Raw genomic sequence first — 12602 nt, 5'->3', positions numbered from 1 at the left:
ATGGGCTTACAAGTGGGCCAAGGCGAACAAAAAACGAAGGGAATATCAGAATGCGAAAGGAAAATCAAAAAAATCAAAACCATGCGGGGCGAAATTGCGCTCGCGAATGGGGTATTTCAGCAGCCTGCTATGGCGGCGATGGTCATTTGAGTGGTCTGGGGCCTTGCGGGTGGACTTGACGGATTTGTTACGACTGGAAACCAATGCAAAGCGCTGACGGTGCACCAAACGCCTGGCTGTCGCGCTAAAGGCCAAGGGAGCTTGTTTTCAATAAGAGCCAACTCAATCAGAGGTGCTTTGTTATGCGTTTTAAATTCAAACCGTCTTTTTCAAGAGCCATCGCGCTGTTCGGCCTGCTGGGCTTGGGTCTGGCACAGGTGGGTTGCGCCCATCCAGTGGTGGTCGAGCCGTCTGTGTCGGTTCACTCCCGCATCGGCCATTTTCCGGTGTATGCCCAGGTGGGTGTACCAGGGCCTGTGGTGTATGCCCTGCCACCTCGCGTGGTCTACGCCCCGCCACCCCGGGTGGTGTATCTACCCGGTGGTTATGCGCCCCGTGTTTATGCGCCGGTTCACGGATGGGGGCATGGGCATGACGGTCGTCAAAGGGGTCACGAACCAAGGGGTCATGAAAGCAGGAACGACCGGCAAGATGACGGTGGGCGCGGTCGCGGAGGGTGGGACCACCGGGACGATGGTCACCGCTAACCGGACAGTCAGGGCCGCTGGCGCAAGACCATCTCGTCACGCCTGATTTCCACGTCGAAATGCTTTAAGAACCCTTGGCCCAGCAGCGCTTGTTCGGGCCGCAGGCCGATCAGACCCACCGTGACACTGGCCGCATTGAGCACCAGGTGCCCTGCACGAACGGGCACGTCTCGCACCAGTTGACCAGGGCGCTCGCCATTGGCTGTGCGCAGGGTGATGCTTTGGCCCGCAGGCAGCCCGGCTTGATCGGCCAAGGCTTGGCTCACGCTCACATGGCTGGCGCCGGTGTCCACCAAAAAAGTGACCGGCTGGCGGTTGACTTCGCCCTCGACCTCAAAATGTCCGTCGCGCTGGCGCGGGATGACCAGTTCGCCCGAGCTCAGCGCATAGGGCTTGAGGCTGGCTTGGCGGTTTTGCTCGATGCGGTCAAACACCAGATACAGCGCTGCAGCCACAAGCATCCACACAGCGGTGATGGCCAGGGCGCCGAGTCGGGTGGTTTTCTGAATGGAGGACATGCTCAGGACGATCTGGTGTGATTTTGTCTATTGTCCGGTGTCTCGGTCAGCGGGTGCGAAATAGCCTTGAGATACAGAAGCGATAATCCATCCAAATTTTGAAGGAACGCTTGTGGATCTGATGATGTTGCTTAAAGCCGCAGTGATGGGCGTGGTGGAAGGTTTGACCGAGTTCTTGCCTATTTCGTCCACCGGACATTTGATTTTGGCCGGAGCTTTGCTGGGCTTTGACGACGACAAGGCCAAGGTGTTTGACATCGCCATCCAGACCGGGGCGATCCTGGCGGTGATCATTGTGTATTGGCAAAAGATCAGCTCGACCATGCGCGCCTTGCCGCGCAGCGCCGATGCTCAGCGCTTTGCGCTGAATGTGTTCATCGCCTTTGTACCTGCGGTTATTTTGGGCCTGTTGTTTGGCAAAGCCATCAAGGCCAACCTGTTCACCCCTGAAGTGGTGGCGACCACCTTCATCTTGGGTGGTTTCGTCATTTTGTGGGCCGAACGGCGGCAGGCCCATGTCATTCGCATTGGCGAGGTCGAAGAGATGCGCTGGCAAGACGCCCTGAAGGTGGGCCTAGTGCAGTGCCTGGCCATGATCCCGGGGACCAGCCGCAGCGGTGCCACCATCATTGGCGGCATGTTGCTGGGCATGTCGCGCAAAGCGGCGACCGACTTTTCCTTTTACCTGGCGATTCCCACCTTGATTGGCGCAGGCGCTTACAGCCTCTACAAAGACCGCGCCTTGCTCAGCCTGGCTGATGCGCCAATGTTTGTCGTCGGCCTGGTGTTTTCTTTCCTCAGCGCTTGGGTCTGCGTGCGCTGGCTGCTCAAGTTCATCTCGACCAACAGCTTCGAGGTGTTTGCCTGGTACCGGATCGTGTTCGGTCTGGTGGTACTGGGCACCAGTTACAGCGGGCTGGTGACCTGGGCGGCCTGATCAGGCCCCCAGATTCAGCAAAGACGCTTCGATGGCTGCGGCAGTGGCCAGGGGCTTTTCCATCGGAAACAGGTGCGAGCCGTCCAGCATCATGATGCGCCCTTTGACCACCTGATGGGTCAACTCCACGCCGGCTTGGCGCATTTCGGCAGAGTGGGTGCCGCCAATAAAAGCGGCAGGACATTTCAGGGGTTTGCGTTTGAGCAGGCTGTCGAGTTTGTGCGGCAAGCTGTTGTAGATCGCGGTTTCGATGTCGCGGTCAAAGCTCAGGTAGCGCTCGCCATCGCGCTCTAAAGTGCCGTGTTCCACATAGTCGCGCAAGACCTGAGGGTCCCATTGCGCAAATGATCTTTTATGCCGGAAATTGTCCAGCGCTGCTTCAACGCTGGGCCAGTGGTTGCGGCGCCTTTGGCTGATGCGCCCCGGCGACAAAGCCCCAATCAAAGGTGTGCGTTTGGCCAGGCCCAGGGTGGTGGCGCGCCAACCGCCCAACACGGGCGAGTCGATCAGCAAGACGCCGCGCGCCAGCTCGGGGTGACGGGCAGCGCACATCAAACTCAATATGCCTCCCAGCGAGTGACCCACCAGAAAAGCAGGTTCACCAGCGCCTTGTTGGGCGCGTGCAAAGTCGGCCAGTTGCTCGACCAGGTGGGGCCAGTTGTTGGTCACGGGGTACTTCGGGTCGTGGCCAAATTTTTCTACGGCACTGACCTCAAAGCCGCGCTGGCGCAGGCTGTCAAACAAAACGCGGTAAGTGCTGGCTGGGAAACTGTTGCCGTGCGAGAAGACGATGCGGGTGGCCATCAGATCAGCTTCTCGTCGGGGGTGGTGATTTTCTTGAGCACGGCGTTGCGCGTGGGCGCCACCATCAGGGGGATGTTGGTGGCACCGCCGTTCCACATGGGGTCTTCTATGCTGTCGAACATTTGGCGCAGCTTGTCACCCCAGCTGCTGCGCAGCATCTGAAAGTAGGGGTTGTGCTCGTCGATGCACATGATGCGGTCAGTCCTCAGGCTGCCCGCCTGGTAGACCACCATGTCGAGTGGCAGGCCCACCGACAGGTTGGATTTGAGGGTGGAGTCCATCGACACCAGCGCGCATTTGGCGGCTTCGTCCAGCGGGGTGTTGGGGGTGATGACGCGGTCGAGTACAGGTTTGCCGTATTTGGATTCGCCGATCTGAAAGTAGGGCGTCTCATCTGTGGCCTCGATGAAGTTACCGGGCGAATAGACCTGAAACAAACGCATGCCTTCTTGGCCGATCTGGCCGCCAAAGATCATGGACACGTTGAACTCGACGCCAGAAGCCTTGAGGGAGGCCGCATCGCGCTCGTGCACTCGGCGCACCGCAGCGCCCAGCACGCGGGTGGCGTCGAACATGCTTTTGGCGTTCCAGATGGTCAGGGGTTCGTCTTGGCCGGGCTCGACCAGTTTTTCGATCTGCAAGACCTCGCGCACCGATTGCGAGATGCTGAGGTTGCCCGCGGACAGCAGCGTCATGAAGCGGTCGCCTGCTTTTTCGTAAACGATCATTTTGCGGAAAGTGCTGATCTGGTCCAGGCCCGCATTGGTGCGGGAGTCGGACAAGAACACCAGACCGGCGCGGGTTTTGACGGCAACGCAATAAGTCATGGCAGTGAGGCTTGTTTAGTTTTTGGGCAGCAGGCGCTGCAGGGCATAAAGGGCATCGAGCGCTTCGCGGGGGCTCAAAGCGTCGGGGTTGATCTGGGCCAGTGCCACTTCGATGGGGCTGGGGCCGGTGGCTTCGGATTCGGGCGGTGCGGCAAACAAGTCTACTTGCTGTCGGCTTTCAGTGGCCCCAGCCTCCAGGGCGCTGAGCGCATGGCGTGCGTGGTTGAGCACGGCAGCGGGCATGCCCGCCAGTCGCGCCACTTGCACGCCATAGCTTTTGCTGGCCGGGCCGGGTTGCAGTTCGTGCAAAAACACGATGGACGCCCCCGATTCGGCCGCACTCACATGCATGTTGACTGCAGCGGTGTGTGTGGCGGGAAACTCGGTCAGCTCAAAATAGTGCGTGGCAAACAGCGCAAAAGCTTGCGTCTTGTTGTGCAGGTGCGTGGCGATGCCACTGGCCAGCGCCAGGCCGTCAAAGGTGGAAGTGCCACGGCCAATTTCGTCCATCAGCACCAGCGAATGGGCTGTGGCACTGTGCAATATTTGAGCGGCTTCGGTCATCTCCAGCATGAAGGTCGACTGGGCGTTGGCCAGGTCGTCGGCCGCACCGATCCGGGTGTGGATGGCGTCAATCGGCCCGAGGCGACATTGGCTGGCGGGCACGTGGCTGCCGATGCTGGCCAAAAGCACGATCAGCGCCACTTGGCGCATGTAGGTCGATTTGCCGCCCATGTTCGGACCGGTGATGATTTGCAAGCGCTGGCGGGTGCCCAACAGAGTGTCGTTGGCAATAAAGCGGGTGCCCGACATTTCTGCCAAGCGCGCTTCGACCACAGGGTGACGCCCCTGGCGTATTTCGATGCAGGGCTCGCGGGTGAATTCGGGCTCACACCAGCGCAGGGTGAGTGAACGTTCGGTCAGGGCGCACAGCGCATCGAGTGAGGCCATGGCCTGCGCCAACTCGGTGAGAGCGGGCACGTAGGGCTGCAACTGGTCGAGCAGGCCTTCAAAGAGCCACTTCTCGTGGGCCAGAGCCCGTTCTTGCGCCGACAAGGCTTTGTCTTCAAAGGTTTTCAGCTCGGGCGTGATGAACCGTTCTGCGTTTTTCAGGGTCTGGCGACGGCGGTAGTCGTCCGGCACTTTGTCGAGTTGGCCCTGCGTGACCTCGATGTAAAAGCCATGCACCTTGTTGAATTGCACGCGCAGATTGGCAATGCCTGTGCGTTCTTTTTCGCGGGTTTCCAGGTCGAGCAAGAACGCATCGCAATTCGTTTGAATGTTGCGCAGTTCGTCCAGCTCGGCATCCAGGCCATCGGCAATCACACCGCCCTCGCGCACCAAAGCTGCAGGCTCTTCAAGCAGCGCCATTTGCAGCAGCTCGGCGCAATTGGTGGGCGGCGTCAGCCAGCGGGCCATACCCGCCAGCAAGGTGCCGGGCTCAGGATTCAGGGCTTGCAATTGCACCGACAGCGATGCCGCACGCGCTAGCGCATGGCGCAGTGCCACCAGCTCGCGCGGCCGCACCTGGCGCAAGGCGGTGCGGGCCGTGATGCGTTCCACGTCGCTGGCGCCTTTGAGTTGTTCGCGCAGGCTGCGCCAGGCACCCGTGCCGCTTTCACCCTTCAACAGGGTCTGGGCTTGTAGGCGGTTCATGGCGACCTGGCGGTCGCGTGGCGGACTGAGCAGCCAGCTCTTGAGCAAGCGGCTGCCCATGCCGGTCATGCAGCTGTCGATCAGCGCAAACAGCGTGGGGGAGTGGGTCGCGCTCTCGCCGCGCAGGGTTTGCGTCAGCTCCAGGTTGCGGCGGGTGCTGGCAGGCAGGTCGATCAGTGCGTCTGAGCGCTGCACCTGCACCCGCTGCACATGCGGCAGCGTGCGGCCTTGTGTGTGTTCGGCATAGGTCAGCAGTGCAGCTGCTGCAGCATGGGCGTCGTGCAGGGTTTCGGCGCTCCAGGCCGCCAGGGATGCGGCTTGCAGCTGTTCCAGCAGCTTGCGTTGGCCTAAGCCTGCATCAAACTGAAAGTCGGGCCGCAACGCAAAAGACCAGCTCCCACGTCCATGGGTTTTGAGGGCGCGCAGTTTTTGTTCAAACGTGGGCGTCATGCCCGCGCTGGCCAGCAATTCGCTGGGGCTGATGCGGTCTATCCAGTCGGCCAGGTCGCCCTGTGCGCACTCGGCCAGGAACACCACACCTTGGGTGACGCTCAGCCATGCCAGACCGCAGCGGTTTTTGGTGGCCTGGTGCACGGCCATCAAAACTGCTTCGCTTTTGTCGGACAGCAGTTCGGTGTCGGTCAAGGTGCCAGGGGTGACCACGCGCACCACTTTGCGTTCCACCGGGCCTTTGGCCGTGGCCACATCACCCACCTGCTCGCAAATGGCCACCGACTCGCCCAGCTTGATCAAGCGGGCCAGGTAGGTTTCCAGCGAATGAAAAGGCACACCCGCCATCAGCACCGGTTGGCCTGCAGACTGGCCGCGCCGCGTCAGGGTGATATCGAGTAGGCCCGCCGCTTTTTCGGCATCGCCAAAGAACAACTCGTAAAAGTCGCCCATGCGGTAGAACACCAGCGTGTCTGGAAACGCCGCCTTGATGCCCAAGTACTGGGTCATCACGGGGGTGTGGCCGGAATAGTCTGCAGGGGTGGGCGCAGCAGAGGAAATGTCGTTTTGAATCAATGACTTGGCCGGTTTGGGCTCAGCTGAAGAGGGAGGGGCCGTGTCCAGGTGGCGAAATAGCTTGGGCGAATTATCTTTAAAAAACAAGCGCTTGCAGTAAAGCGCCTTGATTTTATTTGAGCCAAAAAAATGGCTGACAGAAACGGGCCCGTTTCATGTGGAAGCCGCGGCCAGTTTTCTCTTCGCGCACAGGGTGCGGGTTCCGCTCGCAAAACAATTCAAACAATGGCGAGAGTCCCACACAGCCAAGCCCGGTGCGTGATGTGGTTCTCACCTTCGGTCGCGGCAGCGTTCTGGGTTAGCCATGCCAACAGCAAGGGCAGAAACCATGCCTCATCAAGAAGGAAGAAAACATAACTTCATGAAGGCATGCGGTGCTTTAGTTTTTTTTGGCCTTTTTGATTTTGATGATTTACCATGTTAATTTGTTATAAACGTTATATATTATGGAACTAATAGTTTAAATAAACGAAAATGAATAATTCACAATTCGGAATACAAAAGATGAATGAATCAACTGTCAACACAATCCCGTCTCCCCTGCGCTGGACCCTGGTGGCCATGGCGTGTGCCGTGGCTGCAGGCTGTGCAAGTGTTGAGCCTGTTGCATTGACGCAACAAGATATGCAGGCCCAGCAGCAAAAAGACGGCGTGAACCTGCGCAAAGACGTCGCCCCCATCAGCGGCCCATTGACGCTGGACGAGGCCATGGCACGCGCCCTGAAGTACAACCTGGACAGACGTTCAAAGCAGATGGAGGAGGCCTTGGCCTTGGGTCAACTGGACGTGAACAAATACGACATGCTGCCCAAAGTAATGGCGCAGGCCGGGTATTCACGCCGAGATACGCAGCGGTTCACGGGCACCACCCAATACGGTCAACCCGTGCCAGGCAGTTTTGCACCAAGCCAAACCTCTTCATCCAGTGAGGCCGCGCACTACACCTCTGATCTGGGCCTGACTTGGAGCCTGGTTGACTTTGGCATGGGGTACTACGGTGCCAAGCAGCAGGGTGACCGTTTCATGATCGCCGGAGAAAAGCGCCGCAAAGCCATGCATTTGTTGATGCAAGACGTGCGCACGGCCTACTGGCGCTCGGCCAGTGCCCAGCTGCTCAAAGCCGATGTGCAAAAAACCATCCGACTGGCCGAAGAAGCACTGGACGATTCGCGCAAGGCCGCGACCGAGCGCGTGCGCAATCCCCTGGAGCCCTTGCGTTACCAGCGCCAGTTGCTTGAAAACATGCGTTTGCTCGAATCGATCGACCAGGAGTTGTCTTCTGCTCAGGTGGATCTGGCATCGCTGATCAATGCGCCCTTGGGCCAAACCATTCAAATCGCCACGACCGACCTGAAAAACATCGGCAATGAAATCAACCAGGTGCCGGTGCAAAAGCTGGAAGAAGTGGCCTTGCTCAAAAACGCCGATTTGCGCGAACAGCATTACAACGGGCGCATTGCCCGTGAAGAAACACGCCGCACCCTGGTGCGCATGTTCCCCAATTTGTCCTTCAACTACGGGGCCAAGTACGACACCGACAACTACCTGCTCAACCGCAACTGGAACGAAGCTGGCGTGCAGATGTCTTTCAATTTGATGAACTTGTTCACCGGCCCGGCACAGATGAAGCTGGCCGAAGCGGGTGTCGCCCTGGCTGACCAGCGCCGCATGGCCACTCAGCTGTCTGTCCTGACCCAGGTGCACTTGTCGCGTCTGGCTGTGATCAACACCCGCAGCCAGTTTGAGCGTGCAGACGCCATCTACACCACGGACAGCAAGATCTCTGAAATCATGCGCAACCGCCAGTCTGTGCAGGCGCAAAGCAAGCTGGATCTGGTCAGTACCGAAACCTCGGCCATCTTGAGCTTGCTGCGACGCTACCAGGCGCTGGCCCAAGTGCAAGTGGCCGAAAGCCGCTTGGTGGCCACTTTGGGCATTGAGCCGCAGATCGGCAGCACCGGCGAGTTATCCCTCAAGGAGCTGACGGAGCAATTGGGTAAAGCCCAGGCGCCTTGGGCGCAACTGAGCGCCGAAGCGCTTCAACCCGCCCCAGCGCCCGCTTCAGCCACTGCGAAGGTGGCCAGCGTAGTTACAAACAACAGCGTGGCAAACACCAGCGCCGCTTCATCCAGCGCCCCTGTAACCGGTGTTTCTGCAAGCATCAGCGCTCCCAGCAAAGGCAAATGGTGATCCGCTTGCGTTGGCAGGCCTTGTGCCTGATGGCTGGCATGGCTTCTTCTCCTGTGTGGGCGCAGGCCACGGCTTCACCCACCCCCCGGCCTGCTGCGCCGGTGTCCAGCGGTGCGGTGGCCACGCCATCGCCACGCCCGGCCATCGAGCGTCAGGAGATTCGGGCCCAGCTGTTGCCGCGCCGTTACACCACGGTCGCAGCAGAAATTGGCGCCAAAATTTCGGCCATCAGCGTGCAAGAGGGGTCTGCGTTTCAACGCGGGCAAACCCTGGTGAGCTTCGACTGCAGTTTGCAGCAAGCCCAGTTGCAAAAAGCCCAGGCTGAACTGGATGGCGCGGCGCAAACGCTCAAATCGAATCTGCGGCTGGAAGAGCTGAACTCGGTCGGGCAACTCGAGCTGGACTTGTCCAAGTCAGCCGTTGCCAAGGCCAAGGCCGAGGTGGGCGCCAACCAGGCCGTGCTGTCCAAATGCCAGATTTCTGCGCCCTTCAGTGGGCGCGTGGCCGAGCAAAAAGCCCGCGACCAGCAATACGTGCAACCGGGCCAGCCCTTGTTGGACATCATCGACGACAGCGTTTTGGAGCTGGAGTTCCTGGTGCCTTCAGTCTGGTTGAGTTGGCTCAAAGTCGGTGGCGCCTTCCAGGTGCAAATCGATGAAACGCGCAAGACCTACCCCGCCAAATTCATCCGCATCGGCGCACGTGTCGATCCGGTGAGTCAGTCTGTGAAAGTGGTCGCAGCCATCAGTGGGCGCTTTCCCGAGTTGATGGCCGGCATGAGTGGCAAGGTGCAAGTCGCACCCCCTGCCGGCCAATAAAACCATTGTTCAGTTGAGTCATTTCCCAGACAAGAATCAGGCCCCATGCGGGGCCGCAGGAGCCAGACGATGAAAAAGAACGCCGTCCCAACAGCCCAAACACTCAACAAATTAGTGCGCCGAGCCTCCGGCCTGATGGCGCTGGAACAGCGCTTTATGTTTGATGGGGCGGCTGTGGATACAGCCGTGGACGCTCATCTGGACGCAGCGATGCCCGTTAGAGTGGCTGCGACGTCAGAAGTGGTGGCCAAGGCCCTGGATCTGGTGCCACCAGCGCTCACGGCCAATGCAACACCTGCACGTGTTGAACTGGTGTTCATTGAAAGCGATGTCGGCAATTACCAGTCACTGTTGAATGGCTTGAGCCCCGATGTTGAGGTGCACATTCTGGACGCATCGCAGGATGGTCTGGCGCAAATAGCCCAGGCCCTGGCGGGCCGCAGCGGCATCGATGCGATCCATATCGTCTCTCACGGTGCCGAGGGTTCTTTGCAATTGGGGGCTTCCAGCCTGACAGCGCAAAACCTCGCAAGCCATGCCGCTGACCTCGCAGCAGTCGGTCGCGCGCTGGACGCGAATGCGGACATTCTGCTTTACGGTTGCAGCGTGGCGGCCGGCTCTGACGGTGCTGCCTTCGTTTCAGCCTTGGCCGCCGCAACCCAAGCCGACATTGCCGCATCGACCAACGCCACCGGTTCTGCAGCGCGTGGTGGCGACTGGGTGCTGGAGAGCCAGCAGGGCGACATCAGCACGGAGGTGGTGTTTGGTTTGAGTGCCACGCAGGCATATGACGGGTTGTTGGCTAGTTTTAATTTGGAAACGGCCAGTGGTGACAACACCAAAACTGTCCTGCAAACTGTTGGCTCAGATACGCTGGTTTTGACATCAACCGACGACACAATGACTTTATTCGGTGGGGGCGGTGTAAATAACTCCTCTGGTCTTTATGTTTCGGCTGGATTTACCGTGACAGAGACCAAGGTACGCATCGCTTTACAAGGTGGAAAACTCTTCGACCTGACTTCGTTTACTTTGATAAATGATGGTCTTGGTCTAGCGGATAGCCTGGTAATAACCGATAACAATTTGGTGTCTCAGACGTACAACGCGGCTTCTTTTGACGTTACAGGATCCTATCGGGTCAATACATCATTTACAGAAATTTTGTACGCTGATATCACTTCGACAACACCCAACTTTATGTGGGGCTTCGATAATTTTGACCTTAATAACATTACTCTGCCCGACACCACGGCCCCTACGGTCACATCGGTCTCCTCCTCAACCAGCAACGGCACGTACAAAACCGGTGGTTTAATCAGTGTGCAGGTTAACTTCAGCGAATCGGTCTTTGTCACAGGCACTCCGCAACTGACGCTGGAAACGGGCACCATTGACCGGGCTGTCAACTACCCCAGCGGTAGCGGCACCAGCACCCTGACCTTCACCTACACGGTGCAGGCGGGTGACACTTCGGCAGACCTGGATTACATCAGCACCTCTGCCCTGGCATTGAACGGTGGCACGATCAAGGATACCGCTGGCAACAATGCCACGCTGACCCTGGCCACTCCAGCCACCGCGAACTCTCTGGGGAGTAACAAAGCGCTGGTGGTCGATGGCACGGCCCCTGCAATCACGTCGGTTTCTGTACCTGCCAACAGCACCTATGTCGCCGGCAGCAACCTCGACTTCACGGTCAATTTTTCAGAAGCTGTCTCTGTGAATACGGGCGGTGGAACGCCCTACATGTCTGTCACGCTGGATACCGGCGGTGTTGTTCAGGCTGCCTATCGCGCCGGTTCCGGATCGAGCGCATTGCAGTTTCGCTACACCGTGGCCAGCGGCAATGTGGACGCCAACGGTATCAGCATCGGCAGCAGCATTACCAACAATGGCGGCACGGTCAAGGATGCTGCCGGCAACGACAGTGCGCTGACCTTGAACAGTGTCGCCAGCACCAGCGGGGTGCTGGTCGAGGCTGTGCCGCCTGCCTTCGCCAGCGCGGCCACCAACGCGTCAGGAACCAAGGTCATCCTGACCTACAACGACACACTCAACGCCACGACGGCTGTGGCTGGAAACTTCACCGTGATGGTGGGCTCCAGCGCGCGCACGGTATCTTCAGCGGTGGTCAGCGGCAGCACGGTTGAGTTGACTTTGGCTTTGGCTATTGGCGGCGGCGAGGTTGTGACGGTGGCTTACGCCGATCCGACAGCGGGCAACGATGCCAATGCCATTCAGGATGCGTTGGGCAACGATGCAGTCTCGCTGAGTGCGAGCACGGTCACCAACAACGCCGCTGCACAGTACTACGCGAGTTTTGGTCAAATTTTCACGGCCAACAACCCAAACGGAAAAAATTTCAGCACCTTCGTTGCTGTCAATATCACCGATGGCCTGGGGATACGGGTCTATCCCGTTGACCCCAGTTCCCCGACGTACAACCCCGCGACAAACTTCGTCAGCAATGGCTCGACCAACACGGTCTTTTTGGTTGTCAATGGCGTAGTCACTCAGCTTTACCTGACCAACGGTGCTGAAAAACTTGGTGGCGCCAGCACACCGGAGGACGCCTGGGTGATTTGCAACACCACTCTGCTGGGGGCAGCAACGACGCGCTATGTGCTGTCTTCGGGCGGCTATTCAATCGACACAACTGGCGAAAGCATCAATTCGTCGATCAATTTGTCTGATCCAGGGCTACGCTGAACAAGCCACCGAATTCAGCGATATGTTGCTAGTTGATTGCATGATGCGAGATGTGATGGGCGAAGCGGCCCAATTTCGGCCCGTATTTCTGGCCTTTTCACGCCAGACACGCGCATTGCGCGCTCTGAAGACGCACTCATGCCATGCGGCGTCCACGCGCTAAGTAGATGTTGGCCAGACCCAAGGCCACGAACGAGCGCGTGGCGTTCTTGGCCAGGCCGCGATAGCGCACCTTGGTGAAGCCCCACAGCCGCTTGACCACTGCGAAGACGTGCTCCACCCGGGCGCGTACCTTGGACTTGTTGCGATTCTTCGAGCGCAGGGCCGGGTCAACCTCACCTCCCTTGCGCACCCGCTGGTTGGTGAAGTCGTTCGCATGTGGTGCCTTGGATGCGATCAGTGCCTTC

The 12602-nt window shown here is 58.9% G+C and carries 10 protein-coding genes; 5 read left to right on the top strand and 5 right to left on the bottom strand.

The window, feature by feature from the left end; translation table 11 throughout:
- Nucleotides 1-302: 302 nt before the first annotated feature.
- Nucleotides 303-707: a hypothetical protein gene (locus tag B9Z45_RS16060; RefSeq protein WP_108408208.1), complete on the top strand. Its 405-nt coding sequence runs from the start codon at nt 303-305 to the stop codon at nt 705-707.
- An 8-nt stretch (nt 708-715) separates the two neighbouring features.
- Here the strand turns inward: B9Z45_RS16060 and B9Z45_RS16055 are convergent, their stop codons facing one another.
- On the bottom strand, nt 716-1225 hold the full coding sequence (locus tag B9Z45_RS16055; RefSeq protein ID WP_108408207.1) for a TIGR02281 family clan AA aspartic protease: 510 nt from the start codon (nt 1223-1225) through the stop codon (nt 716-718).
- A gap of 112 nt (nt 1226-1337) precedes the next feature.
- Here B9Z45_RS16055 and B9Z45_RS16050 point away from each other — a divergent pair, with 112 nt between their 5' ends.
- The gene (locus tag B9Z45_RS16050; RefSeq protein WP_108408206.1) at nt 1338-2162 is read left to right on the top strand and encodes an undecaprenyl-diphosphate phosphatase; all 825 of its coding nucleotides are present in this window, start codon (nt 1338-1340) and stop codon (nt 2160-2162) included.
- Here the strand turns inward: B9Z45_RS16050 and B9Z45_RS16045 are convergent, their stop codons facing one another.
- From B9Z45_RS16045 to mutS, 3 genes are read right to left on the bottom strand one after another with little or no spacing between them, the layout of a single operon-like run.
- Nucleotides 2163-2966, bottom strand: a complete 804-nt coding sequence (locus B9Z45_RS16045; protein WP_108408205.1) for an alpha/beta fold hydrolase — start codon at nt 2964-2966, stop codon at nt 2163-2165.
- On the bottom strand, nt 2966-3793 hold the full coding sequence (locus B9Z45_RS16040; protein WP_108408204.1) for a proteasome-type protease: 828 nt from the start codon (nt 3791-3793) through the stop codon (nt 2966-2968). Before B9Z45_RS16040 ends, B9Z45_RS16045 begins: the two co-directional genes overlap by 1 nt.
- Before the next feature lie 15 nt (nt 3794-3808).
- A complete protein-coding gene (gene mutS / locus B9Z45_RS16035; protein WP_233252237.1) occupies nt 3809-6409 on the bottom strand; it encodes a DNA mismatch repair protein MutS in 2601 nt (866 codons plus the stop codon).
- Nucleotides 6410-6979: 570 nt separating this feature from the next.
- Between mutS and B9Z45_RS16030 the strand changes: the two genes are divergently transcribed.
- Genes B9Z45_RS16030 through B9Z45_RS16020 form a run of 3 tightly spaced genes read left to right on the top strand, consistent with a single transcriptional unit; the run spans nt 6980 to nt 12195 of the window.
- Nucleotides 6980-8665 (top strand): TolC family protein, encoded by a 1686-nt coding sequence (locus B9Z45_RS16030; RefSeq protein WP_233252235.1) that lies wholly within the window; start codon nt 6980-6982, stop codon nt 8663-8665.
- On the top strand, nt 8659-9483 hold the full coding sequence (locus B9Z45_RS16025) for an efflux RND transporter periplasmic adaptor subunit (protein WP_233252234.1): 825 nt from the start codon (nt 8659-8661) through the stop codon (nt 9481-9483). The genes B9Z45_RS16030 and B9Z45_RS16025 overlap by 7 nt, the downstream gene beginning before the upstream one ends.
- Nucleotides 9484-9528: 45 nt before the next feature.
- Nucleotides 9529-12195: a DUF4347 domain-containing protein gene (locus B9Z45_RS16020; RefSeq protein ID WP_108408203.1), complete on the top strand. Its 2667-nt coding sequence runs from the start codon at nt 9529-9531 to the stop codon at nt 12193-12195.
- Between the two features lie 136 nt (nt 12196-12331).
- On the opposite strand, the gene B9Z45_RS16015 is transcribed toward B9Z45_RS16020, so the two are convergent.
- On the bottom strand, nt 12332-12602 hold a 271-nt coding region (locus tag B9Z45_RS16015), incomplete at its 5' end, for a transposase (RefSeq protein WP_146180911.1).

This window comes from Limnohabitans sp. 2KL-17 (genome assembly GCF_003063415.1).
Lineage (GTDB): Bacteria > Pseudomonadota > Gammaproteobacteria > Burkholderiales > Burkholderiaceae_C > Limnohabitans_A.
This window is presented reverse-complemented; position numbering and strand designations above follow the sequence as displayed.